Source organism: Reyranella sp. GW821-FHT14A01 (genome assembly GCF_058803965.1).
In genome coordinates this window covers 201,193-224,458 of the sequence record NZ_JBXAPM010000011.1, presented here as the reverse complement: position 1 = coordinate 224,458, position 23,266 = coordinate 201,193, and the positions used below count along the sequence as shown (strand labels likewise).

23 protein-coding genes are annotated in these 23,266 nt (G+C 65.9%); 10 read left to right on the top strand and 13 right to left on the bottom strand.

Translation table 11 applies throughout. The features are described from left to right. Positions 1-26: 26 nt before the first annotated feature. Positions 27-1,268: a Zn-dependent hydrolase gene (locus tag AC1ROX_RS20765; protein WP_493128641.1), complete on the bottom strand. Its 1,242-nt coding sequence runs from the start codon at positions 1,266-1,268 to the stop codon at positions 27-29. A gap of 93 nt (positions 1,269-1,361) precedes the next feature. On the opposite strand from AC1ROX_RS20765, the gene puuE reads away from it, so the two are divergent. Next, positions 1,362-2,273 (top strand): allantoinase PuuE, encoded by a 912-nt coding sequence (gene puuE, locus AC1ROX_RS20760; RefSeq protein WP_493128639.1) that lies wholly within the window; start codon positions 1,362-1,364, stop codon positions 2,271-2,273. 11 nt (positions 2,274-2,284) lie between these two features. Here puuE and AC1ROX_RS20755 read toward each other — a convergent pair whose 3' ends face one another. Further along, positions 2,285-3,466, bottom strand: a complete 1,182-nt coding sequence (locus AC1ROX_RS20755) for an MFS transporter (protein WP_493128636.1) — start codon at positions 3,464-3,466, stop codon at positions 2,285-2,287. 260 nt (positions 3,467-3,726) lie between these two features. On the opposite strand from AC1ROX_RS20755, the gene AC1ROX_RS20750 reads away from it, so the two are divergent. After that, entirely contained in the window at positions 3,727-4,179 is a 453-nt protein-coding gene (locus AC1ROX_RS20750) for a hypothetical protein (protein ID WP_493128634.1), read from the top strand. A gap of 84 nt (positions 4,180-4,263) precedes the next feature. On the opposite strand, the gene AC1ROX_RS20745 is transcribed toward AC1ROX_RS20750, so the two are convergent. From AC1ROX_RS20745 to AC1ROX_RS20730, 4 genes are read right to left on the bottom strand one after another with little or no spacing between them, the layout of a single operon-like run. Then, entirely contained in the window at positions 4,264-5,466 is a 1,203-nt protein-coding gene (locus AC1ROX_RS20745) for a pyridoxal phosphate-dependent aminotransferase (protein ID WP_493128632.1), read from the bottom strand. Between the two features lie 14 nt (positions 5,467-5,480). Next, entirely contained in the window at positions 5,481-6,320 is an 840-nt protein-coding gene (locus AC1ROX_RS20740) for a DMT family transporter (RefSeq protein ID WP_493128629.1), read from the bottom strand. Positions 6,321-6,325: 5 nt separating this feature from the next. Then, positions 6,326-7,372 (bottom strand): Ldh family oxidoreductase, encoded by a 1,047-nt coding sequence (locus AC1ROX_RS20735; RefSeq protein WP_493128627.1) that lies wholly within the window; start codon positions 7,370-7,372, stop codon positions 6,326-6,328. Positions 7,373-7,379: 7 nt separating this feature from the next. Then, entirely contained in the window at positions 7,380-8,519 is a 1,140-nt protein-coding gene (locus AC1ROX_RS20730; protein ID WP_493128625.1) for an amidohydrolase family protein, read from the bottom strand. 86 nt (positions 8,520-8,605) lie between these two features. Between AC1ROX_RS20730 and AC1ROX_RS20725 the strand changes: the two genes are divergently transcribed. Both AC1ROX_RS20725 and AC1ROX_RS20720 read left to right on the top strand, forming a co-directional pair. After that, positions 8,606-10,351 (top strand): FAD-dependent oxidoreductase, encoded by a 1,746-nt coding sequence (locus AC1ROX_RS20725; RefSeq protein ID WP_493128623.1) that lies wholly within the window; start codon positions 8,606-8,608, stop codon positions 10,349-10,351. 46 nt (positions 10,352-10,397) lie between these two features. Beyond that, positions 10,398-10,862, top strand: a complete 465-nt coding sequence (locus AC1ROX_RS20720) for a CHRD domain-containing protein (RefSeq protein ID WP_493128621.1) — start codon at positions 10,398-10,400, stop codon at positions 10,860-10,862. 333 nt (positions 10,863-11,195) lie between these two features. On the opposite strand, the gene AC1ROX_RS20715 is transcribed toward AC1ROX_RS20720, so the two are convergent. Together AC1ROX_RS20715 and AC1ROX_RS20710 are read right to left on the bottom strand one after the other, a co-directional pair. Further along, complete coding sequence (locus AC1ROX_RS20715; protein WP_493128619.1) at positions 11,196-12,023, bottom strand: amidohydrolase family protein; 828 nt, start codon at positions 12,021-12,023, stop codon at positions 11,196-11,198. A gap of 10 nt (positions 12,024-12,033) precedes the next feature. Then, on the bottom strand, positions 12,034-13,062 hold the full coding sequence (locus AC1ROX_RS20710) for an aldo/keto reductase (protein ID WP_493128617.1): 1,029 nt from the start codon (positions 13,060-13,062) through the stop codon (positions 12,034-12,036). A gap of 64 nt (positions 13,063-13,126) precedes the next feature. Between AC1ROX_RS20710 and AC1ROX_RS20705 the strand changes: the two genes are divergently transcribed. The 3 genes from AC1ROX_RS20705 to AC1ROX_RS20695 are packed head-to-tail and all read left to right on the top strand — an operon-like array spanning position 13,127 to position 14,824. Beyond that, a complete protein-coding gene (locus AC1ROX_RS20705) occupies positions 13,127-13,780 on the top strand; it encodes a glutathione S-transferase family protein (protein ID WP_493128615.1) in 654 nt (217 codons plus the stop codon). Positions 13,781-13,787: 7 nt separating this feature from the next. Continuing rightward, a complete protein-coding gene (locus AC1ROX_RS20700; protein ID WP_493128613.1) occupies positions 13,788-14,489 on the top strand; it encodes a lysozyme inhibitor LprI family protein in 702 nt (233 codons plus the stop codon). A gap of 8 nt (positions 14,490-14,497) precedes the next feature. Continuing rightward, positions 14,498-14,824: a hypothetical protein gene (locus tag AC1ROX_RS20695; RefSeq protein WP_493128610.1), complete on the top strand. Its 327-nt coding sequence runs from the start codon at positions 14,498-14,500 to the stop codon at positions 14,822-14,824. Between the two features lie 202 nt (positions 14,825-15,026). On the opposite strand, the gene AC1ROX_RS20690 is transcribed toward AC1ROX_RS20695, so the two are convergent. The 5 genes from AC1ROX_RS20690 to gpt form a co-directional block, all read right to left on the bottom strand. Beyond that, complete coding sequence (locus AC1ROX_RS20690) at positions 15,027-15,923, bottom strand: TauD/TfdA dioxygenase family protein (protein ID WP_493128608.1); 897 nt, start codon at positions 15,921-15,923, stop codon at positions 15,027-15,029. Between the two features lie 25 nt (positions 15,924-15,948). Then, entirely contained in the window at positions 15,949-17,985 is a 2,037-nt protein-coding gene (locus tag AC1ROX_RS20685; RefSeq protein ID WP_493128606.1) for a bifunctional aldolase/short-chain dehydrogenase, read from the bottom strand. Positions 17,986-17,993: 8 nt separating this feature from the next. After that, entirely contained in the window at positions 17,994-18,968 is a 975-nt protein-coding gene (locus tag AC1ROX_RS20680; protein WP_493128604.1) for a Bug family tripartite tricarboxylate transporter substrate binding protein, read from the bottom strand. 15 nt (positions 18,969-18,983) lie between these two features. Continuing rightward, a complete protein-coding gene (locus AC1ROX_RS20675; RefSeq protein ID WP_493128601.1) occupies positions 18,984-19,997 on the bottom strand; it encodes a zinc-dependent alcohol dehydrogenase family protein in 1,014 nt (337 codons plus the stop codon). Between the two features lie 139 nt (positions 19,998-20,136). Further along, positions 20,137-20,640 (bottom strand): xanthine phosphoribosyltransferase, encoded by a 504-nt coding sequence (gpt, locus tag AC1ROX_RS20670; protein ID WP_493128599.1) that lies wholly within the window; start codon positions 20,638-20,640, stop codon positions 20,137-20,139. Positions 20,641-20,773: 133 nt separating this feature from the next. On the opposite strand from gpt, the gene AC1ROX_RS20665 reads away from it, so the two are divergent. The 3 genes from AC1ROX_RS20665 to AC1ROX_RS20655 all read left to right on the top strand — a co-directional run bounded on the left by AC1ROX_RS20665 (position 20,774) and on the right by AC1ROX_RS20655 (position 23,177). Continuing rightward, positions 20,774-21,502 carry a TerC family protein gene (locus AC1ROX_RS20665; RefSeq protein WP_493128597.1) on the top strand — a complete coding sequence of 243 codons (729 nt, stop codon included), beginning with the start codon at positions 20,774-20,776 and terminating at the stop codon, positions 21,500-21,502. A 5-nt stretch (positions 21,503-21,507) separates the two neighbouring features. Further along, entirely contained in the window at positions 21,508-21,939 is a 432-nt protein-coding gene (locus AC1ROX_RS20660; RefSeq protein WP_493128595.1) for a universal stress protein, read from the top strand. A 62-nt stretch (positions 21,940-22,001) separates the two neighbouring features. Continuing rightward, entirely contained in the window at positions 22,002-23,177 is a 1,176-nt protein-coding gene (locus tag AC1ROX_RS20655; protein WP_493128767.1) for a deoxyguanosinetriphosphate triphosphohydrolase, read from the top strand. Positions 23,178-23,266: the final 89 nt, after the last annotated feature.

Below are 23,266 nucleotides of genomic sequence, written 5' to 3'. Positions count from 1 at the left end.
CCTCGCTGCGCTCGGGATGACACGAATCAACGATTGGCCAGTTCGGCCAGCACTTCGACCAGGACGCGGGCGCCGGCGGCGAGGTCCTGTGGGGTGGCGTTCTCGATCTCGTTGTGGCTGATGCCGCGCTCGCAGGGAACGAAGATCATGCCGGTGGGGCAGAGGCGGGCGATGTGCATGGCGTCGTGGCCGGCACCCGAGGGCATGTCCATGTTGGAGAGCCTGAGCGCATTGGTCTTGGCGCGCACCAGGTCGATCACCATCGGATCGAAGTTGGTCGGCGGCACGGCCGTCACTCGCTCGATGCCACTGGTGCAGGGCGCGGCCTTCGAAGCGACGATCTCCTTCAGCTTCTGCTCATGCGCCTCCAGCACGGCATCGTCGGGATGGCGCATGTCGATGGTGAAGGTCGTGCGGCCCGGCACCGTGTTGGGTGAGCCCGGCGCCACGTCGACCCTGCCGATGGTGAAGCGCAGCATGTCGTCGGCATCGGTCGTCGCCTCGTACATCGCCTGCGCGATGCGAAGGGCGGCGGCGAACGCATCCTTGCGGGCGGCGCGCGGCGTCGTGCCGGCATGGGCTTCCTCGCCGTGCGTCGTGACGATGTAGCGGCGGCTGCCCTGGATGGCGGTCACGACGCCGATGGTGGTCGTCGCGTTCTCCAGCCGCGGCCCCTGCTCGATATGGGCCTCGACATAACCAGCGAGCGGGAAGCCGGGCTTGCCGTCGCGCATCGGCGCCGGTGCGGCCTCCAGCGTCTCGGCGAGCGCGTCCTTCAGCACGACGCCCTTCCAGTCCTTCACCTGGAGCATCTCGTCGAGGTCGTTGTGGCCCGCGAACACGGCCGAGCCCATGGCGCCGGGCTGGAAGCGCGAGCCTTCCTCGTTGGTCCAGGCGACCGCCACGACGGGACGGCGCGTCTTCACGCCGGCGTCTTCCAAGGCTTCAAGCGCCTCGAAGGCGGCGAGCACGCCGTACATGCCATCGAAACGGCCGCCGGTCGGCTGGCTGTCCATATGCGAGCCGCTCATCACCGGCAGCGCCTTCGGGTCGGAACCCTCGCGGCGCACGAAGAGATTGCCGATCGCGTCGGTCGAGATCGAGAAGCCGCGGGCCTTGGCCCAGGAGCCCAGCAGGTTGCGCGCCGCCGCGTCCTCGGCCGACAGCGCCTGCCGGTTGACGCCGCCCTTCGGCGTGCCGCCCAGCTTCGCCATGTCGGCGTGTCGTCGCCACAGACGCTCTTCCCTGATCGCTTCGGCCGCGCCCATCTCGCCTCCACAAGCTTGTCGCGCGAGCTATAGCCGCGCCATAGTCGGGCTTCAATCGCCCGCCCATTCGACGTCTGTGTTTCCGGGGACCTCATGCACAATCATCTCGACCGCAACCTGATCGGCTACGGCCCCAATCCGCCGGACGCGCAGTGGCCGGGCGACGCCCGCATCGCGGTGAGCTTCGTGCTGAATTACGAGGAGGGCGGGGAGAATACGATCCTGAACGGCGATCCCGCCTCCGAGGTCTTCCTGACCGAGACGCCGGGCGGCACGCCGATCGTGGGCGGCCGCGATCTCTCGACCGAGTCGATGTACGAATATGGCAGCCGCGCCGGCTTCTGGCGCATCCTGCGGCTCTTCCAGGAGCGCAACATGCGCTTCACGTCGTGGGCGGTGGGACGTGCGCTGGAGCTCAATCCCGCCGCCGGCAAGGCGATGGCCGAGGCCGGCCACGAGGTGGCGAGCCATGGCTGGCGCTGGATCAACTACAAGGATTTCACGCTCGAGCAGGAGCTCGACCATATGCGGAAGACGGTGAAGGTGATCGAGCAGACTGCCGGCAAGGCCCCGGTCGGCTGGTACACCGGCCGCTTCGGCATGCACACGCTCGAAGCCGTCCTCAAGCATGGCGGCTTCCTCTATTCGAGCGATTCCTATTCCGACGACCTGCCTTACTGGGTGAAGGTCGGTTCCGAGCCGCATTTGATCATTCCCTACACGCTCGAAGTGAACGACATGAAGTTCGGCGTGGCGCCGGGCTACACCGCGGGCGACGGCTGGCTGCAGGCGATGAAGGACAGCTTCGATGTCCTTTATGCCGAGGGCAGCCGCACGCCGAAGATGATGTCGATCGGCCTGCATTGCCGTCTCGCCGGCCGCCCGAGCCGCGCCGCGACCCTGGCGCGCTTCCTCGATTACGTGGCGTCGAAGCCCAAGGTCTGGGTGGCGACGCGCGAGGAGATCGCGCGCCACTGGATCAAGGTGCACCCCGCAAAGGGTTGATCAAATCCTGATCATGCCGGCGCGGTCGCGCGCTGGGCGATGCGGAAGGCCATGTTCGCCACGACGGTGAGCACGAACAGGGCGATGGCGAACAGGATCGGCACGAAGGCATCGCCGGTCCTGTCGAACAGCCAGCCGGCGATTGCCGGAGCCGGCGCGCTCACCAGGAAGTAGAAGGCGGAGTAGACGCCCATACCGAAGGCGCGCTTGTTCGGCGCCATCGCGGCACCCGTGAGCGCGACGATGAGGCCCGCGGGCGCCATGCCGAGCAGGCCGAAGGCGAGGCTGAGCGGCACCGCCCATCCGGTGTTCGGCAGCAGGGCCAGCGAGGCCATCGCGCAGACCAGGCATATGTAGAGCACGAGGTCGGAGCGGCCGGTGCGATCGGCGATCTGTCCGCACAGCGCGCCGGAGAAGATCATCACCCAGCTTGCCAGGCTGATGATGGAAGCCGCCTGCAAGGGGCCGATGCCGGCGGTGATCAGCATGCGCGGCGCAAAACTCAGATAGACGACGTAGGCCGCGTTGAAGAATGCCCAGACCGCCGACGCGAGCAGGATCAGCGTCCATTCGCGACGGGTGAGCCGCGACGACTGGACGATCGGCGCGGCGCCGTCGCGCACCGGCGGCGGGCGATAGGCCACGAAGACGAGGAGCGCGGCGGCCAGACAATAGACCGCCGCGACCATGAACGGCGCCGGCCATCCATGAAAGACCGCGAGCTGGCCGTGGACGATCTGGCCGAGTGCTATGCCGAACGGCCAGCTCATGACGAGGATCGCCATGGCGGTTGCCAGTTCGCGGCCGGCGAACCAGTCGACGACCATCTTCGTGAAATAGATCGAGGTGACCACGAAGCCGACGCCGCACAGCAGCCGCCCCAGCGCCAGGACGCCGAACCCGTCGGCGAGCGACGCGACGGCGCCACCGACGGCCAGGGTGAGCAGGCCCGAGGCCACGAGCTTGCGATCGGAGACGTAGCGTCCGGCAAGGCCAGCGGGGATCGCGAGCACGAGGCCCGGCATCATGAACAGGCCGATCAGCGTACCGATCTCGGCGAAGCTGAGATGGAGTTTTTCCGCCACCGGATCGGCAACCGAGCCCATGGTCTGGAACTGGAAACCGAGTCCGACACGGGCCGCGAACAGCAGAGCGAGCATCGTCCAGCGCGAGGGAGAAGGGGTCGTCGACACGTCGTCTCGGCTCCTGTTGGTCGCGAAGATCTCCCGTGGAGTTTCGCGCGCCGACTTTGTCAGTGTCCCTGCGTTAAGGCGAAATAATTACAAATGATACACGAAGGGCGATGTGGTTCCCGATGGGCGCGAGCTGCCGAAGGGCACTCAATCGCTGGCGGGCAAGGCTTTCCGGCGTGTCTGGTTCACGACGCGTTCCCTCTGCCGCCGCGCCGGCTGGGGTTTACCCTGCCTGTGGATCATGTGAACAATAACGAGTTGTGATCGTATCTCGCCCCGCCACTCTGTCGATCCTGCTCGCCACGCTCTGCGTCGGCCCAGGATGCGCCAAGAAGCCAGCAGAGACAGCCGCGGCCCCGATGGGGCCGACGGAGCATGAACTCTTCGTCAAGTCGCGCAAGGACGAGGTCGTGCAGTCGCTGGCGGTTTGCGAGAGCGGAAGCTGGGGCCCGCATGCGCAGCGCATCGTCGCCGGGCGCGGCGCGTATCACGGCCGCTTCCAGTATACCGTGCGCACCTACATCACCTTCCAGCAGCGTCGCGACGGCACGGTCCTGACGACCCAGGAAGCGATCGAGGCGGCGCAGGACTATGAGAAGGCTGCATCCCTCACCGAGTGGGTGATGTTCGAGCAGGGCGAGACCTGGCACTGGCCGCTCTGCAACCGCAAGCTCGGCCTCGCCAACAAGGTCCGGGAAATCAACGCGCTGTAGTCGGGGTCTTTCCTCGGAGCGCGCCACTAAAGGGCGGAGTAACCTCCGCCCTTTAGTGGCGCGCTCCAATGAGATACCGTCGCTTTACCGCAGCTCGGCGCAGAATTCCTGGATGCGGCTGCAGCCTTCGCGCAGGCTGGCCATGTCGGTGGCGTAGGAGATGCGGAAGTAGGGGCTCATGCCGTAGGCCGCGCCCTGCACCGTGGCGACATGCTTCTCTTCCAGCAGTGCCGTGACGAAGTCGGTGTCGTTGGCGATCTTGCGCCCGCCCTTCGTCGTCTTGCCGATACAGCCCGCGACGTTGGGGAACACGTAGAACGCGCCCTCGGGCATGTGGCAGGTCAGGCCCTTGGCGGCGCGCAGCATGCCGACGACCTCGTCGCGACGCTTCTGGTAGTCGGCGGCCCGTTCCTTCAGCAGCTCTTGCGGCCCGTTTAGGGCCGCGACGGCGGCGGCCTGTCCGATCGTCGAGATGCCCGAGCCGATCTGGCCCTGCATGTTGGTCATGGCCGCGATCATCGCGCGCGGGCCGCCGGCGAAGCCGACCCGCCAGCCGGTCATGGCATAGGCCTTCGAGGCGCCGTTGACCGTCAAGGTGCGGTCCTTCAGCGCCGGCTCGACCTCGGCCACGGTGCTGAACTTCGCGTCGCCGTAGACCAGGTGCTCGTAGACGTCGTCGGCCATCACCAGCACATGGGGATGCTTCAGCAGCACGTCGCAGATCTGGCGCATCTCGGCCGGCGAGCAGACCGCGCCCGTCGGATTGTTGGGGAAATTCAGCACCACCCACTTGGTCTTGGCCGTGATGACCTCGTCGAGATCGGCGGCGCGCAGCTTGAACTGGTTGTTCTCCGGACACGACACCGGCACCGGCTTCGCGCCGGCGATGACGGCCTGGTCGGCATAGGAAATCCAGCCCGGCGCCGGGATGATCACCTCGTCGCCCGGGTTCACGCTGGCCATCAGCGCATCGTACATGATCTGCTTACTGCCGTTGGAGACCATGATCTCGTCCAGCGCATAGTCGAGATTGTTGTCGCGCTTGAATTTGCGCTGGATCGCTTCCTTGAGCGGCCTGATGCCGTCCTGCGGCGGATACTTGGTCTCGCCGGCCAGCGCCGCCTGGTGCGCGGCTTCGATCGCGTGCGCCGGGGTGGGAAAGTCGGGTTCGCCCGAGGAGAGGCCCACGATCTTCACGCCCTGCGCACGCAGGTCGCGCACCTTGCGGGTCATGGCGGCCGAGGCCGACACCTTCACGTTCTTCAGACGATCGGCAACCTCGAACATATTTCCCCTAGCTTTCACTTCTTCTTGGCGATGGTGAGCGCGATGCCGCCCAGGATGGCCGCCGACGCCAGCAGCAGCCGCGCGGTGATGGGCTCGGCGAGTAGCACCACGCCCCCCAGCGCGGCAATGGCCGGGACGCAAAGCTGTATTGTCGCCGCCGAGGTGGCGGAAAGCGCCGGAAGCGCGGCGTACCACAGGACATAGCCCAGGCCCGAGGTCACGGCGCCCGAGAGTACGGCGTAGATCAGGCCCGTTTGGTCGGGACTGGACTGCGTCGCTGCAGCCAGACTGAGGACGGCGGCAAAAGGCACGGCGCGGATGAAGTTGCCGCCCGTCGCGGCGGTCGGATCGCCGGCTCCGCGGCCCAGCAGCGAATAAACGCCCCAGGCGATGCCGGACACCAGCATGAGGCCTGCTGCAAAAGCTGGCGGCGCCGAGAGGCCGGGCAGCAGGAGCCAGACGAGGCCCGCGACCGCGACCAGCACGCCGACCAGCCGCAACCCGCCCAGCCGCTCGCCTTTGAACAGGCCGTAGCCGGTCATGGTGAGCTGCACCGCGCCGAACAGCAGCAGCGCGCCGGTCGCGGCCGTGAGGTCGCGATAGGCGAAGGAGAAGCAGACCGCGTAGGCGAACAGCATGGCAGCCATCGGCCAGCTTCCAGCCGCCAAGGGTTGCCGGCGGCGCGAGCGCAGCAGGATCCAGAGGATGAGCGCGCCGGAGGCCAGTCGGATCGAAGTGAAGCTCGCGGCGTCGATCGAGGTGTCGCGCAAGGCCACGCGGCAGAGCAAGGAGTTGCCGGCAAAGGCCAGCATCGCGAAGACGATCAGGAAGGGCAGGCGCAGCGTCGGGCTCATGTCGCTCAGAACGGCGCCTTCAATCCGCTCTCGCGCGCGACCTTCTCGAGATCGGCCAGCGTATCCTGGGGCAGCGATAGCCCGTCCCGGCGATTGGCCGCCTCGTTACGCGCCTCGATCTCGCCGGGATAGAAGACTTCCTGGTGACCCTGTGCCAGCGGCACGGCTTTCAACTCGCCGATCATCTCTTCCATACGCGCGTTGAACGATGCCAGCGGTTGGAACGCCGCGATGTCGAGCACGATCATGAGCTGGCCGGCGCCGCTCTTGCGTTCGGTCTGGTAAGGACCGGCGACGCCGGTGCCGAAGGCACTGCCGGTCAGCACGCCCGACAGCATGTCCATGGTGGCGGCGATCGCATAGCCCTTGTGGCCCGCCATCGGCAGGATGATGCCGTCGATCGCGGCCGCTGCGTCGATGGTCGGCGCGCCTTCGGCATCAATCGCCCAGCCTTCGGGAATCGTCTCGCCGCGCTGCTTGGCGAGGTAGATCTTGCCGCGCGCCACGCCGGTATTGGCGATGTCGAGCACCATCGGCGCCAAGCGGCCGGCCGGCGCCGCCCACGACCAGGGATTGGTACCGACCGTCTTCTTGCGGCCGCCCCATGGCGCCATCGCCGGGCTGGCGTTGGTCGACAGGAAGGCGACGCAGCCTTCGCGCGCGGCGATCAGCGTGTAGTAGAGCGCCGTGCCGAAATGGTTGGAGTTGCGCAAGGCGACGGCGGCGATGCCGAAGTCGCGCGCCCGCCGCACCGCCTCGCGCATGGCGAACACGTTCAGCACCTGGCCCATCGCGTCGCCGCCATCGATCACCGCAACGGCCTTGGCGTCGACAGCGAATGTCGGTTTTGCGACCGGCGCACAGACTCCGGCCTTCAGACGCGCGAGATACCAGGGCAGCCGCAGCACGCCGTGAGACTGGTGTCCCCAGAGATCGGCCTGCACCAGCGTGTCCGCGACGATGCGGGCATCGGCTTCCGGCATCCCCGCCGAGGCATAGACCTCGGTGGCGAAGTCGAGCAGCCGTTCTGGTGACAGGCGCTCGGCGGTCATGCGGCGCCTAGGCGCCGAGCCCGTAGAGCTTCATCGCATTGTCGCGCGTGATCTTCTGCTTGATCGCGGGCGTGACCTCGGTGAGTTCCTTGGACAGGAACTCCTGGCTGTCCGGCCAGATGCCGTCGGGGTGGGGATAGTCCGAGCCCCACATGACATTGTCCTCGCCGAGATGGCGCAGCAGCTCGATGCCGACCGGATCGGTCTGGTAGGTCGCATAGAATTGCCGGTGCCAGTATTCCGACGGCTTCATCTTGAGGTCGAGGTCCTGGAACTGGTCCTCCCATTCGAGGTCCATGTGCTGCAGCACATAGGGGATCCAGCCGAGGCCGGCCTCGCCGATCACGATCTTGAGGTTGGGATAGCGCGCCGGGGCGCCGGAGTAGATCAGGCCCATCAGCATCGTGCTCATGTGCATCTGGAAGCCTGTGATGTGCACGGCGAAGATGCGGCGCTGCACCTCGGGCGTGAACTTGGTGACGTCGGGCGAGCGACCACCGATCGTATGGAAGTGAAGGGGAATGCCGGTCTCGTGACCGAACTTCCACAGCGGCTCCCAGAACGGATCCCAGAGCGGCGTCATGTCGGGACGGTTGGCGATGTCGAGGCCCTTCACGCCGCGCTTGGCGCAGCGCATCGCCTCGGTGACCGACTCTTCCATGTCGTAGTTGGGGATGTTGGCCAGGCCGACCAGACGGTCGGGCGCGGCCTTGCAGAAATCGTGGAGCCAGTCGTTGTAGATGCGCAGCATCTCGATGGCGGCTTCCGGATCGTTCAGGCGGCCGCTCGATCCCAGGACGCCGTACAGCACCTCGGCCTGCACGCCGTCGCGATCCTGGTCCTTCAGGCGATGATCAACTTCGGTCAGGCGGCGAATGCCCTTCTTGCCGTCGCTATAGAGGCCGGTCGAGGCCATGCGATCGGAGCGATGGATGATGCCCGGCACATATTCGCGGCCGGCCGAACCCATGCCGTTCACAAGGCCGAACTTCGCGCCCTTGGCGCTGACCCATTCCGGCCCCTTGGGACCGTCGACCACATGCGGCATGCGGTCCTTCATCGAGGCGGGGGCGTTGCTGGTGAAGAGATCCGGCGGCAGCCAGATCAGGTCGATATGCCCATCCGCCGAAATCACGTCGTATTTCATAGCGCCATCCTCCTGGTGCCCCATTCCTCTGGAGTCGTCCATCTTCTAGAGTGCGCCGCCTGTCCGACCGTCGCAATGGGAAGAGAATGAACGACACCGAGTGGCTTGCCAGCTTTGCGTCCGCGTTGAAGCGTTCCGACATCGATGCTGCGTCCGCGTTGTTCGCCGACGAGTGCTATTGGCGCGATCTCGTTGCCTTCACTTGGAACATCGTGACGCTCGAGAGCCGCTCTGCGATTGCGGACATGCTCAAAGCGCGCCTTGGCGATGTGAAACCCGATTCCTTCGAACTCTCGGGCCGGCCCGGCTGGTTCACCTTCGAGACGGCGCAGGGTCGCGGCAAGGGTCACCTCCGCCTGAAGGACGGCAAGGCCTGGACCTTCTTCACCGCCCTGATGGAGCTGAAGGGTTTCGAGGAGAAGAAGGGACCGTCGCGCGAGCACGGCACGCAGCATGGCGCCTTCAAGGATCGCGTGACCTGGACCGACCGCCGCCGCGCCGATGCGACGGAGCTGGGCTACGACCGCCAGCCCTATGTGCTGATCATCGGCGGCGGGCAGGGCGGTATCGGCCTCGGCGCGCGCCTCAAGCGGCTCGGCATCCCGACCTTGATCGTCGACGCCAATCCGCGGCCGGGCGATGCCTGGCGCAACCGCTACAAGTCGCTCTGCCTGCACGATCCGGTCTGGTACGACCATCTGCCGTACCTGCCGTTCCCCGATCACTGGCCGATCTACACGCCCAAGGACAAGATGGGCGACTGGCTCGAGTCCTATACGAAGATCATGGAACTCGATTACTGGCCCTCGACCACGTGCAAGAGCTCGTCGTTCGACGAGGCGAAGGGAGAGTGGACCGTCGTCGTCGAGCGCGACGGCAAGGACGTCACGCTGACGCCGAAGCAGCTCGTGATCGCGACGGGCATGTCGGGCTTTCCCGAGATTCCGACGTTCCCCGGCGCCGAGCGCTTCAAGGGCAAGCAGCATCATTCCAGCCAGCATCGCGGCGGCGAGGGTTGGGCCGGCAAGACGTGCGTCGTCGTGGGCTCGAACAATTCGGCGCACGACATCGCCGCCGACCTGTGGGAGCACGGCGCCGACGTGACCCTGCTGCAGCGTTCGCCGACGCTGGTCGTGCGCGCCGAGACCTTGGCGCGCAACCGGCCGCTCTATTCGGAGGAGGCGGTGGCCTCGGGCATCACCACCGAGATCGCCGATCTCACGACCGCGTCGATGCCCTACGGCGCGCTGCCCGAGGTGTTGAAGCCGGTGGTCGACAAGATCCGCGAAGAGGATGCGGACTTCTATGCCCGTCTCGAAAAGGCCGGCTTCAAGCTGACTTTCGGTGAGGATGGCACCGGCATCGGCCCGATGTATCTGCGCCGCGGCTCGGGCTACTACATCGAGGTCGGCGCATCCGAGCTGATCGCCGACGGCAGCATCAAGCTCAAGTCCGGTGTCGAGATCGAGCGCCTGACCGAGGACTCGGTCGTGCTGAACGACGGCACCGAGTTGAAGGCCGACCTCGTCGTCTATGCCACCGGCTACGGCTCGATGAACCAGTGGGCGGCCGTGCTGATCTCGCCCGAGGTCGCCGACAAGGTCGGCAAGTGCTGGGGCCTGGGCTCCGGCACCGCCAAGGACCCCGGCCCCTGGGAGGGCGAGCTGCGCAACATGTGGAAGCCGACGGCGCAGGAGAACCTGTGGTTCCACGGCGGCAACCTGATGCAGTCCCGGCTCTACTCGATCTTCCTGTCGCTGCAGCTCAAGGCGCGCATGGAGGGGCTGCCGACCCCGGTCTATGGCCGGGCGGCCGTGCACCACAAGGCGTGACGGAAGCGGGGGACGCCTGAGCCGGTGACAACGTAGACTAGGAAGCATGAACCTCCCGGCCCGCCGCCATCTCCTGTCCCTCGGCCTCCTGCTCACCGCGTCGAGCTGCTCGTTCAACATGGGCGAGCCCAACCTGCCGAAGACCGACCTGCGTGCGGACCTGAGTGGCGCGCGCGAGGTGCCGCCGATCGACAGCAAGGGCGAGGGCTATTTCGCGGCCACCTACCGGCCCTCGACCAAGGTGCTGGAATACAAGATCAACCTGGTGCGCCTGAGCGGCCCGGTCCGCCAGGTCGGCCTCTACGGCCCCGCGGCGCCCGACCAGAACGCCGTTCAGGTCGTGCCCATCGACGTGCCGTTCTACGCCGACCGCTCGACCGTGAACGACGGCGTGACGCTTACCGAGCAGCAGGCCCGGGAAGTCCTGGCCGGCCTCTGGTACGTGAACGTGCTGACCGAGAAATGTCCCGACGGCGAAATCCGCGGCCAGATCCTTCCGTTGAAGAAGTAGCACCACGTCGTCTCGACCGGAGCCGAGCGTAGCGAGGCGCAGTGGAGAGACCTTTTTTCTTCCATTCAGCGCTTATTGGCAGAAAAAAGGTCTCTCCACTGCGCGCCTGCGGCGCTTCGGTCGAGACGACAGAGTAGTTGGTGGGGTCTATACGGTCCTGTCGTGAGCGACCTTATTGAGCCAGCCTCCTGTAAAGATCTGCGTACTTTGCATGGCTGCGCTGATAGGCGTCCATGACATGTGGGCGCGGTCGGCCTTCTTTTTCAGCCAGACGTCGTGCGTGCGTCTTGGCGTCGACGTCAGTTATGGATTTCTCGCGCTCGTTGTCCATGCTCAGTCGAACTTCAGCTTCCAGTCGATCCATTCGCACAGACCACGGCCCATCACGTCCTGGAGGTCGTCTCCCTTCAGCCAGGGCAGCTCCTCGGTGAAGAAGGTCACGCACTGGCGGTAGGTGCACTGCATGCGGGTGATGTCGGTGCCCCAGAAGAAGCGCTTGGGACCGAAGGCGTCGAAGATGCGGTGCAGCCCGTCCTGGATGTTCGTGAACGGATAGCCCTTGGTCGAATAATGCGGCGCGCCGGTCGCCTTCACGGCGACGTTGGGCAGCTTCGCCATCGCCACCAGCTTGTCGAGATGGATGAAGGCCTCCTCGTCCTGGCCGTGACGGTTCAGGCCGCAATGATCGACGATCATCCTGAGGTTCGGGTGCTTCTCGGCGATCTCGCGGAACTTGTCGGGGAAGATGCCGCCCATGGTCGCGACCGGGATGCCTTCCTTCTCGGCCGCCGGCCATACCCAGTCGAGCAGGCCGTCGTTCAGCCACTTCTGCTCGGCCGGCTGCAGCAGCGCCCAGCGCAGGCCCATCATGCCGGGCTGGTTGCGCCAGCCCTTGATGCGATTGCGGCTCTCGGGATCCTCCAGAGGAAACTGGCCCATCACGGCGAAGCGGTCGGGATGCTTCTTCGCGGCATCGAGGGCGAGCTGGTTGGACGTCGGGTCCCAGCTATAGGGCGGGTGGATCAGCGCGGCATCGACGCCGGCCTCGTCCATCTCCTTCAGCGCCTCTTCGGCCGTGAACTTCGCGACCTTGCGATGCAGGCCCGAGGGCGGCGTGACGGTTTGCGACCAGATGTGGATCTGCGCGTCGACGATCTTCATTGCGTTTTCCTCAGTTGGGGGTCGGGGCCGCGGCGTCGAGCAGCTTTTCGCGCTTCAGCTCGCTCCACAGCTCGACCGGAATCTTGACGCTCATATGGGCGATGTTCTGCTTCACCTCGGCGACGCTGAGCGCGCCGGGAATGACCGCGCAGAAAGCGGGATGGAACAGCGGGAACTGCATCGCCGCAGCGCCGAGCGGCACGTCGTGCCGCTGGCACACCGCCTCGATCTTCTGCGCCTTCTCGACGAGATGCTGGGGCGCGGCGACATAGTCGTGCGTCGCGCCCGTCTTCACGTTGCCGGTCAGGATGCCGGAATTGTACGGCCCGCCCAGGATCACCGAGACGTTCCGTTTGGTGCATTCCGGCAGGAACTCCTCCAGCGCACCCTGTTCGAGCAAGGTGTAGCGCCCGGCCAGCAGCATGCAGTCGAAGTCGCCGGCCTTGATGAAGCGCGTGCTGGTGTCGCTCTCGTTGATGCCGACGCCAATGGCGGAGATGATTCCGGCCTTGCGCAGCTCGTCGAGCGCGCGGAAGCCCGAATCCATCACCGTCTTGAAACGCTCGTCGAGGATCGCGCGGTCCTTGATGGTCCAGAAATCGACATCGTGGATCAGGGCGATGTCGATCCTGTCGAGGCCCAGCCGGAAATGCGAGTGCTCCAGCGAGCGCATCACGCCGTCATAGGTATAGTCGAACTGCGGCACGAAGCCCGGCAGGCCGTTCTCGCGGAAGTCCTTGGGCAGGACCTCGCCCGGCTTCCGCACGTGCAGGATGCGGCCGATCTTGGTCGAGAGCACGTAGCTGTCGCGTGGCTTCTCGCGCAACGCCGCGCCCATGCGCAGTTCGCTGCGGCCATAGCCGTAGAAGGGCGAGGTGTCGAAGTAGCGGATGCCCGCGTCGTAGCCGTCGTTGGTGAGCTGCACCGCTTCTGCATCGGGAATGGTGGCGCGAAAGCCGCCCATCGGCGCGCCGCCCAGCCCGATCTCGGTGACTTCGAGTTTCGTTTTTCCGACCTTGCGGCGCTGGAGCGCTGTCATGTTCGTTTCCTCCGAGGACGGGGGAGAGTACGAATTGCCTCCGGCCCGCGCCACAGGAGAGACAATGCCATCGGAGACAATGAGCGAACGCCTCGTTCTGCACGGCAGTTTCACGTCGAGCTCGAGCTACAAGCCGATGCTCTTCCTGGCGCTCTCGGGCCTGCCGTTCTCGTTCCGCACGGTCAACCTGAAGAACGGCGTGCAGAAGGAAGCCGCCCACCTCGCGATCAATCGCTACGGCCAGGTGCCGGTGCTGCAGCATCGCGGGCTCACGATCGTGATGTCGAACGTCGTCCTCGACTATCTCGCGCGCACCACCGGGCACTTCGAGCCCAAGACCGAGCAGCATCGCTGGCAGGCGCGCGAATGGTTGTCGTGGGAGAACGACGCCATCACCAACGTGGCGCGCGTTCGCCACTTCGCGCGCTTTCGTCCCGATGTGTCGCAGGACATCGTGAACTACTTCCGGCCCGGCGCCGAAGCCGCGCTCGACTTCGCCGACAAATCGCTGGCCGGCCGCGAGTGGCTTGTGGGCGATGCCTGCTCGATCGCCGACATTGGCTGCTGGGGCCGCATGGTCTTCGCCCACGAAGGCGGCCTGTCGATCGACAGCCGACCGAACCTCTCGGCGTGGCGCGACCGGATCAAGGCGATGCCGGGCTTCGCGCTGCCCTACGACCTGATCCCGAAGAAGGATACGGAGATTGAGGGTCGCTAGATCCGTCATGATGGTTTGGGCTGCCGCGATGGTGGCCTGTGGCGCTTTGGTGATGCTCGATGCCAAGGCCTGGGCCATCGACTGCACCATCAGTCGCAAGGACTACAGGGCGATTTGTGGGAACCCCGACCTCAAGTCGGCGGATGAGCGTCGGGAATCCGAAGTTGCGCGCATCACGGCGGCCCTTCCGAAGGAGGAACGAGAAGCGTTCACCCTGTACGAAGATCGCTGGGCGCAGAGCCGGAACAGTGTGTGCTCGACTCGTATCAATCCTCCCTATGCCATCGATATCCAGTGCCTGCGGCGCCTCATCGACAATCACGTGAAGGATCTTCAATCGATCGAGGGTGGCGGTGGGCTCGAAGGCCGACTCCGATTTGGCCTCCTGAGAGGGCCGAACCGGGAGCCCAACATCGCCGTGGTGGCGGAGATCGTGGAGTTCGACCAACCGCGAACGTCCGGCGAGCGCCTGTTCAATCGACTGGTCGCGGAGTCCGCCGCGAAACTGCCGCTCACGGAAACATTCGATGCTTCGCAAGTAGGCAAGCTCGAGCAAATGCTGTTGCTCTACTCATTGTATCGTTCCGCCACCTTCATTTCTGCCGGCTACGAACAATGGGTCTGTTGCGGTTCGCACGGAATGTCCTATGCGCGGCCATCAACGTCGACCTGCGGAAAGGCGAAATCTTCGCGCCGCGCGAAACGCTGAGATTGGGGTTGCTGGCGAACGCCTGCCGACTCCAGTTCGAACTGGCAGAAGAAGTCCCTCTCCTGAACGGTCCGCAGTATCCGGCGTATTTTTCGCTCAAGAGGAATTTCCGCGACGATGATTTCGAAGCAGGCACTATCGTCCCCGAAGAAGAAGGGACGGTGCGGACATTCTCCCAAATTCTGAACGAGTCGGAGAATTGGGCCTTTAGCCGGTCGGGGGTCGAGATCTCGTTCGGCTCCCTGCAGGGCTACGCGAGCGGCCGTTACTTGTGCCTGTTGACGAATGCCGAGCTCAACAAGATGGCAAGAACGGGCATCAAGTTCCCGCTTTGATTTTCCGATCCGGTACGGCACGATTTGGAAAGGAATCGAAAGAGATGCTCTTTGCTCCACATAAAGGAGCGCGAACGAAACAAACGAAATATGCGAAACCAACGAATCGAAAGAGGCAGCCCCCTGAATTGAGGTGTCGTGATACCGCTGGCGGGTCAATGTCGCTCGCCGGTACCTCTCAAAAGCCTGTTTCAACAGCCAGCTAGGCCGACTGCTGCCCCGCGACCGTCGGGCCTTCGCTCATCGTCGTGGTGCGGCGCATGTCGCGGACGATGTTGAGATCGTCGAAGCGGCGGACGCGGTGCATGGTGGTGCGGTTGTCCCAGATCACGAAGTCGTTCTTCGTCCAGCGGTGGACGTAGACGAACTGCGGCTGGGTCGCGTGTTCCATCAGGTCGCGGATGAAGGCCATCGCCTCGGGCCGCGGCCAGCCGACGATGGCGCCGATATGCGCCGACATCAGCAGCGACTTCCGTCCCGTCACCGGATGCGTGCGCACGAGCTTGTGCAGCACCGGCTTCATGCTGTGGCGCTCCTCGTCGGTGAAGTTGGAGAAGCCCAGCTGCGCGCGCGAGTAGATCAGCGAGTGCTCGCACACCAGGTCCTCGATCTCGGCCTTGGTGGCGTCGTCGAGCGCGTCGTAGGCGGCGCGCATGTCGGCGAACTCGGTATTGCCGCCGTCGCGCGTCACGATGCGGCCGCTCAGCAGCGAGTAGCGCGCCGGCACGATGCGGAAGGTGGCGTCGGAGTGCCAAAGACGGTTGCCGAGCGAGGCCATGCGGCGGCGGTCGTCGCGCTCCAGCTTCTTGTTCTGCTTGTCGAGGTTGGAGACGTCGGCGAAGGCGTTGTGCAGGCGCATCTCGGCCGCTGGAATGGCGGTGTTGGCGCCCACCTGCAGCGGACCGAAGTTGCGCGTGAAGTCGAGCTGCTGCTCGTCGGTCATGTCCTGGCCGGGCAGGACCAGCACGGCATACTTGTCCATGCCGGCCTCGAAGGCCGCGATATCGGCCGGCGTCAGCGGCCGCGTCGCATCGAGGCCGGTCATCTCGGCGGCGAAGAGGGGCTGCTGAGGCTGAAGCGGACGTGTCTCGATCGACAACGGGACCTCCCTTGGGAAAGGAACCCTAGCGCAGGGCGGCCGCGATATTACCACCGTCCACGGTCGTGACAGCGCCCGTCGTCTTCGCCGCTTTGGCCAGCGAAACGAAAGCCTGCGCCACGTCGTCGGCCGTCACTTCAAGGCCGAGCAGGTTGCCACCCATATAGTCGGCTTCGCTCAGTCCACGCGCCTTCGATCGCTGTGCGATCATTTCGTCCGTCAGGAGACCCGAGCGGATGCGATCGGCATTCACGGAATTGGCGCGGATGCCATCACCGCCATGGTCGAGCGCGTACTGGCGCATCAGGAACAGGGTCGCGGCCTTGGGCAGGCCGTAGGGCCCGAAATCCGGCCCTGGATTCACCGCCTGCTTGGAAGTGTTGAACAGCAGACAGCCGCCAAGGTTCTGGGTGCGCATGATGCGGACCGCATTCTGCGCCACGCTCTGGTGCGCCCAGAAATTGAGCTCGAAGCTCTGGCGCAGCACGGCCTCGTCGACATCGCCGATGCGGCCCTGCCAGGCCGCACCCGCGTTGGAGACCACGATATCGACGCCGCCGAAGGTTGCCGCGACCTTGTCGAAGGCGGCGCGCACCGACTTCGGATCGGTCACGTCGCAGGCGACCGCGAAGCTCTTCACCTTGGAGACGTCGCGGTCGAGCACCGCCACCTCGGCGCCCTCGCGCGCGAAGGCGGCGGCCGTTGCGGCGCCGATGCCCGAGGCACCGCCGGTCACGGCCACGATGCGCCGCGCCAGCGGCTTCTCGGCCGCGCTGCTGAGCTTTGCCTGTTCCAGCGACCAGTATTCGATGTCGAAGATGTCGGGTTCGGGGATGCACTCGTAGGTGCCGAGCCGCTCGGCATCGGCGATCACCGCGACCGTCGTCTCGGCGAGGTCGGCCGCGATCTTGGCGTCCTTCGAGCTGTTGCCGATGCCGAACAGGCCGACGCCCGGCACCAGCGCGACGCGCGGGACCGGATCGAGTTCCTTCTTCGCCGTGATCTGGCGGCCGTTGTAGCGCGTGAAATAGGCGTGATAGTCGGCCGCGAATTTTTCGAGCGCGGCCTGGGTCTCGCTCTTGAACGCGTCGAGCTTGCCGGCCTCCGGCGCGGGCGCAATGAACGCCACGTTCTTGGTCCGGATCGCATGGTCGGGCGTCACCGGACCCTGCTGGCTGTAGCGCGCGATCTCCTTGCCGTTCACATAGGCCAGGATTTCGGGCGAGCTGCGGAATTCGAACACGAAACGCTGCGCGGCTTCGCGGCCACCGGCCTTGGCGGGCAGCGAGAACAGGCCGCGCAGGATCGGCGCGATCTCCGCCGCCGTCGCGGGCGTCGCCGGCAATGTGGCACCCGGAAAGATCTTGCGCGTGGCCTTGGCGAGTCGATCCTCGGCCATGGTCACGAGCTCGATCATGCGGACATAGGCTTCCTCCGCCGTCGCGCCCATCGAGAAGATGCCGTGCTTCAGCAGGATCAAGCCTTCGACGTCGGGATTGGCCTTCGCGACCTCGGCGGTCTTCTTGGCCAGCGCAAAGCCCGGCATGACATAGGGCACCAGCGCCGCGCGTTTGCCGTAGAGGTCGGCGGCCAGCTCGGCGCCGTCGGGCTGGTCGGTCAATGCCAGCACGGCGTTCGAATGCGTATGGTCGATGAACTTGTGCGGCAGGAACGCGTGTAGCAGCGTTTCGACCGACGGGTTCGGCGCCTTGCTGTCGAGCAGGTTGGCACGCTGCACGTTCACCATGTCCTCGTCGCTGAGCGCCTGCAGCCCCTGCAGCTCGCGCAGCGGCGCGAGACGGACGGCGGACAGGCCGGGCGCCTCGATCGTGCCCATGTCCCAGCCGCTGCCCTTCACGCAGAGCACGTCGAGCGGCTGGCCGGTGACGTCGGCCATGCGCGTCTTCACCGAGGTGTTGCCGCCGCCGTGCAACACCAGCTTCGGCTCTCCGCCCAGCAGGCGCGTCGTGTAGACGCGCAACGCGAGGTCCTCGTTGATGCCCTTCGCGGCATGGCTCGCGATGGCTTGCTTGGCGTCGCTGTCGGTCCAGAGGTTCTTCATGGTTCTCTCTATTCGTCGGGCTGGATGCCGGCGTCCTTGGCGATCTTCACCCAGGTCGCGATCTCCTGCTCCTGATAGGGCTTGAACTGCGCGGGGTCGCGCGGCTCCACCGTGAAGCCGAGCTTGTCGATCTTCTCGACGACCTCGGGCTTCTGCAGGCTCTTCATGATCTCGCCGGAGAGCCGGTCGAGCGCGGGCTGTGGCGTTGCCGCCGGCGCGAAGAAGGCGGCCCACGAAGAGGCATTGGCGCCGGTCACGCCCTGCTCCTCGAGCGTCGGGACGTCGGGAAGCTGCGGATTGCGCTTGGCGCTGCCGATCGCGATGGCGCGGATGGTGCCGGCCTTGATCTGCGCCAGCACGCTGGGCAGCGTCGAGTTGGAGATGTCGATGCGGCCGCCCACCAGGTCCTGCACCAGCGGCGGCGCGCCGCGATAGGGTACGTGGGTCATCCTGGTGCCGGTGCGCGCCATGAACAGCTCGGTCGAAAGGTGCGAGCCCGAACCGATGCCGGTGGAGCCGTAGTTCAATTCACCCGGCTTGGCCTTCGCCAGTGCGATCAGCTCCTGGATGTTCTTGGCCGGCAGGTCGTTGCGCACGACGAAGACATGCTCGAAGGCGCCGGCGCCCGCGAGCGGCGCGAAGTCCTTCACTGCGTCGTAGCCCGGCTCCTTCAGCATGAACATGTTGTTGCCGTGCGTCTGGTTGTTGCCGAACGTGATCGTCTGCCCGTCGGGCTTGGCCTTGGCGACGGCGCGCGTGCCGATCGCACCGGCACCGCCCGAGACGTTCTCGACCACGACCTGCTGGCCGAGCGGGCCCGAAATGTCGGCGGCGACCATGCGCGCGATCACGTCGGTTGGACCGCCGGCCGGGTAGGCCACGACCATCTTGATCGGTCCCGAAGGTTGCCAGGCTTGCGCGAAAGCGGGCTTCACGAAGGGCGCGGCCAGCAGGCCGGCGCTGAAGAGACGGCGCTTGATCATGATGAGATGTGCTTCCTAGGCGTGTGAAATGACGATCTTGCCGAAATGCTTCTGGCTCTTCAGGTGCTGGTAGGCCGCTTTCGCCTCGGCAAAAGCAAACACCTTGTCGATGACAGGTTTGAGACCGGCGACCTCGATGGCGCGGTTCATCGCCTCGAACATCTGCGTGCTGCCGACATAGAGGCCCTGGACCTTGAGGTTGCGGCGCAGGATCGGCATCGGATCGACCGTCGCCATGCCCGACAGCAGGCCGATCACCGCGATCGAGCCGCCCAGCCGCGTCGCGATGAAGGAGCGGGGGAGGGTGCCGGCGCCGCCGACCTCGACGGTGATGTCGGCGCCGCGGCCGCCGGTCAGCTTCAGCGCTTCCTGGTCCCAGTCCGGCGTTGCCTTGTAATCGATGACCGCCTCGGCCCCCATCTGCTTCAGGCGCTCGGCCTTGGCGGCGGAACTGGAGGTGCCGATCACCCGGGCGCCGAACATCTTCGCGAACTGCAGTGCGAAGATGGAGACACCGCCGGTGCCCTGGATCTGCACGACGTCGCCGGCCTTGAGGTGGCCGATCTCGACCAGCGCGTTCCACGCGGTGACGGCGGCGCAGGGGAGGGTGGCGCCCTCCTCGTAGCTGAGATGCGCCGGCAGCTTCACGACACCTTCTTCTTCCAGCACCGCCAGCTCGGTCAGCATGCCGTCGATCGCGCCGCCCATCGCCGAGGGCATGGCGCTGTCGCTGATCGCGCCGCCGAACCAGCGCTGCATGAAGCAGCCCGCGACCCGGTCGCCGACCTTAACGCGGCTGACGCCCGGCCCGACCGCGACCACTTCGCCCGCGCCGTCCGACAGCGGGATCAGGTCGGGCTTGGGCGCCGACCGCGCGTATTGTGCCTCGATCGTGAGCAGGTCGCGGTAGTTCAGCGAGGTCGCCTTGACCCGCACCAGCACCTGCCGCGGTCCGGGCGTCGGGTCCGGCCGCTCGACCAGGGTCAGCGAGTCGATGCCCTTGGGGGCGGGGATGACGTAGCACTTCATTGATTGGCTCCTGATCCGGCGCACGGCGTAATGTCCCGCACACTGTCATCCCGAGCGCAGCGAGGGACCCTTCGTTGGCAGCAGGAAAGGTCCCTCGCTGCGCTCGGGATGACAATGGAGGTGGGGTTGGCGGCGTGCCTCATTTGGCGTCGCCCTTCAGTTCGATGATGGTTTTGGCCATTACGGCCTCCTGGTCCCAAGGGAACAGGATCCAGGTGTCCTGGCTCACTTCGGTGACGTAACTGTCCACGACCGGCCGGCCCGCGGGCTTTGCATAGACCGTGGCGAAATGGGCCTCGGGCAGCATGGCGCGCACGGCGCGGGCGGTGACGCCTGTGTCAACCAGGTCGTCGACGATCAGCCAGCCGGCCCCCTTGTCCTGCTCGGCGGACGTGCCTTTCAGAAATTCGACCTTGGCGCCGCGCTCCATGCGGTCGTAGGTCGAGCAGCAGACCGTGTCGATCAGACGAAGATTCAGTTCGCGTGCCACGATGGCCGCCGGGACAAGCCCGCCGCGGGTGATGGCGACCAGCCCCTTGAACGGCCCCAGGTCGGCCAGCCGCCAGGCGAGCGCCCGCGCGTCGCGATGCAATTCCGTCCATGAGACGGGAAACATCCTGTTGTAGCCCGCGCTGCCCGCCATGCGATTTCGCCCCTGGTCCCGTCCGGTTTGGCTTGCCCCTTAGGAAGGGCTGCACTAACACCTTCGGCCGAAGCTTAGAAGCACGGGCCAACGGGAAACTGGCCCCAGGAATTCGGTACGGGGACCGCCGCATATGGGATTTGAGCTGACGCCCGCTTTCTGGAGCGGCCTGACCCAGATCATTCTGGTGAACATCATCCTGTCGGGCGACAACGCGCTCGTCATCGCCCTGGCCTGTCGGAACCTGGAGAAGAAGCACCAGCGGCCGGCCATCATCATCGGCAGCGGCGGCGCCATCCTGCTGCGAATCGTCTTCGTCCTGATCGTCGACTACCTCCTGTCGGTCCCCTTCCTGAAGCTCATCGGCGGCATGCTGCTGCTGTGGATCGGCGTCAAGCTGGTGCAGGGCGAGGAAGAGGGCGAGGACGGCGTCAAGGCGGCCAGCTCGCTGGGTTCGGCCATCCGCACCATCATCATCGCCGACGCCGTGATGAGCCTCGACAATGCCATCGCCATCGCTGCCGCCGCCAAGGGCGACACGACGCTCATGGTGCTGGGCCTCATCATCTCGATCCCGCTGATCGTGTTCGGCGCGACGCTGATCATGGCGCTGCTCAACCGCTTCCCGATCATCGTCATCGCCGGCGGCGCGCTGCTGGGCTGGATCGCCGGTGAGGTGCTGGCCACCGATCCGGGCTACGCCGCCAAGCTCACCGCCATCACCCCGCACGCCAAGACGATCCTCGAGATCGGCTGCGCGGTCCTGGTCGTCGCCGTCGGCTACTTCCTGCAGCACCGGGCGAAGCAGAAGCACAAGGAACACGATCCGGTGGATCTCGCGACCGACAAGGGCAAGGAGTAGCGCTCATGCACAAGATCAACGCTATCCTCGTCGCGGTCGACGGTTCGGCCACCTCCGATCGCGCCGTCGAGCACGCGCTCGACATGATCGCCACCGGCTGCGCGGCCGAGCTGCACCTGCTGAACGTCCAGCCGAGCGTCGGCGGCGCCGTCTCGACCTTCGTGTCGCGCGACCAGATCGACTCGTATCACCGGGAAGAGGGCGAGAAGGCGCTCGCCTCGTCGGTGGCGCTGGCCCAGAAGGCCTCGGTCACGGCCAAGACGCATGTCGGCGTCGGCCGCCAGGGCGAGATCGTCGCCGACTTCGTGAAGAAGCTGGGTGCCGGCCTCGTCGTGATGGGCACGCGCGGCCATACCGGCCTCACGGGCGTCCTGCTGGGCTCGGTGGCGCAGGACGTGATCGCCTACTCGAAGGTCCCTGTTACCCTCGTCAAGTAGCCATCCCGCCCGGGACGGCGTAGAACGCGGACCCTGCAGGAGGACCGCGTTTGGCCGAGGAGATGTGGCGACACGAGGCGCTGGCGCCCTATGCGACGCTGCCGTGGCAGAGCAAGGGGCGCTATCATCGCGAGGCTGAATCGCCGAGCCGCAGCCCGTTCCAGCGCGACCGCGACCGCATCATCCATTCGACGGCGTTTCGGCGGCTGAAGCACAAGACCCAGGTCTTCGTGTTCCACGAGGGGGACCACTACCGCACGCGCCTCACCCATTCGCTGGAAGTCGCCCAGATCACGCGCACGATCTGCCGCGTGCTGCGCCTCGACGAGGATCTCGGCGAGGCCGTGGCGCTGGCCCACGATCTCGGCCACACGCCGTTCGGCCATGCGGGCGAGGAGGCCCTGCACGGCGTCATGGGGCCCTATGCCGGCTTCGACCACAATGCCCAGACCCTGCGCATCCTCACCAAGCTCGAGGACCGCTATGCCGAGTTCAACGGGCTGAACCTCACCTGGGAGACGCTCGAGGGCGCGGTGAAGCACAACGGCCCGCTGCTGAAGCCCGGCCGCGCGCTGGCCGAGCTGCCCGCCGCCATCGTCGAATACTGCCAGGACCATGACCTCGAACTCGACGGCCATGCCGGGCCGGAGGCGCAGGTCGCGGCGCTGAGCGACGACATCGCCTACAACAACCACGACATCGACGACGGTCTGCGCGCCGGCCTGTTCGAGATCGGGGACCTGCTCGACCTGCCGCTGGTCGGCGAGATGTTTGCGTTCGTGACGAACAAGTATCCCGGCATCGAGCAGACGCGGCTGATCCACGAAGCGGTGCGCCGCGTGATCAATGCCATGGTCGAGGACGTGGTGAGCGAGAGCCGCCGGCGGCTGAAGGAGGCCGCACCGAAGTCGGTGGCCGACATCCGGGCGCTGGGCCGCCCCGTGGTGGCTTTCTCGCCAGCGATGGCCGAGACCGAGAAGACGGTGAAGCGCTTCCTCTACACGCGCATGTACGAGCACTGGAAGCTCAACCGCTCGCACTCCAAGGCGCGCCGCGTCGTGGTCGACCTGTTCGAACTGCTGTTCGCCGAGCCCAACTGCCTGCCCTCGCCGTGGCGCGAGAAGGCCGAGCAGGCCGGCACCCACGCCCGCGCCCGCGTCGTCGCCGACTACATCGCCGGCATGACCGACCGCTTCGCCCTCGATGAACACCGGCGGCTGTTCGACCTATATTCGTGAGGCACGAGCGTCGCCATGGAGCGCGCCACTCCAGTGGCGCATCAGCTCCCGTCTCTTATCCACACCTCCCAGCCCACAAAACTGCCGGT

Bases quoted from the DNA above. Each gene is read 5' to 3' on its own strand.
- AC1ROX_RS20765 (WP_493128641.1), bottom strand. From the start codon at position 1,268: ATGGGCGCGGCCGAAGCGATCAGGGAAGAGCGTCTGTGGCGACGACAC.
- puuE (WP_493128639.1), top strand. From the start codon at position 1,362: ATGCACAATCATCTCGACCGCAACCTGATCGGCTACGGCCCCAATCCG.
- AC1ROX_RS20745 (WP_493128632.1), bottom strand. From the start codon at position 5,466: ATGTTCGAGGTTGCCGATCGTCTGAAGAACGTGAAGGTGTCGGCCTCG.
- AC1ROX_RS20740 (WP_493128629.1), bottom strand. From the start codon at position 6,320: ATGAGCCCGACGCTGCGCCTGCCCTTCCTGATCGTCTTCGCGATGCTG.
- AC1ROX_RS20735 (WP_493128627.1), bottom strand. From the start codon at position 7,372: ATGACCGCCGAGCGCCTGTCACCAGAACGGCTGCTCGACTTCGCCACC.
- AC1ROX_RS20730 (WP_493128625.1), bottom strand. From the start codon at position 8,519: ATGAAATACGACGTGATTTCGGCGGATGGGCATATCGACCTGATCTGG.
- AC1ROX_RS20725 (WP_493128623.1), top strand. From the start codon at position 8,606: ATGAACGACACCGAGTGGCTTGCCAGCTTTGCGTCCGCGTTGAAGCGT.
- AC1ROX_RS20720 (WP_493128621.1), top strand. From the start codon at position 10,398: ATGAACCTCCCGGCCCGCCGCCATCTCCTGTCCCTCGGCCTCCTGCTC.
- AC1ROX_RS20715 (WP_493128619.1), bottom strand. From the start codon at position 12,023: ATGAAGATCGTCGACGCGCAGATCCACATCTGGTCGCAAACCGTCACG.
- AC1ROX_RS20710 (WP_493128617.1), bottom strand. From the start codon at position 13,062: ATGACAGCGCTCCAGCGCCGCAAGGTCGGAAAAACGAAACTCGAAGTC.
- AC1ROX_RS20705 (WP_493128615.1), top strand. From the start codon at position 13,127: ATGCCATCGGAGACAATGAGCGAACGCCTCGTTCTGCACGGCAGTTTC.
- AC1ROX_RS20700 (WP_493128613.1), top strand. From the start codon at position 13,788: ATGATGGTTTGGGCTGCCGCGATGGTGGCCTGTGGCGCTTTGGTGATG.
- AC1ROX_RS20685 (WP_493128606.1), bottom strand. From the start codon at position 17,985: ATGAAGAACCTCTGGACCGACAGCGACGCCAAGCAAGCCATCGCGAGC.
- AC1ROX_RS20680 (WP_493128604.1), bottom strand. From the start codon at position 18,968: ATGATCAAGCGCCGTCTCTTCAGCGCCGGCCTGCTGGCCGCGCCCTTC.
- AC1ROX_RS20675 (WP_493128601.1), bottom strand. From the start codon at position 19,997: ATGAAGTGCTACGTCATCCCCGCCCCCAAGGGCATCGACTCGCTGACC.
- gpt (WP_493128599.1), bottom strand. From the start codon at position 20,640: ATGGCGGGCAGCGCGGGCTACAACAGGATGTTTCCCGTCTCATGGACG.
- AC1ROX_RS20665 (WP_493128597.1), top strand. From the start codon at position 20,774: ATGGGATTTGAGCTGACGCCCGCTTTCTGGAGCGGCCTGACCCAGATC.
- AC1ROX_RS20660 (WP_493128595.1), top strand. From the start codon at position 21,508: ATGCACAAGATCAACGCTATCCTCGTCGCGGTCGACGGTTCGGCCACC.
- AC1ROX_RS20655 (WP_493128767.1), top strand. From the start codon at position 22,002: ATGTGGCGACACGAGGCGCTGGCGCCCTATGCGACGCTGCCGTGGCAG.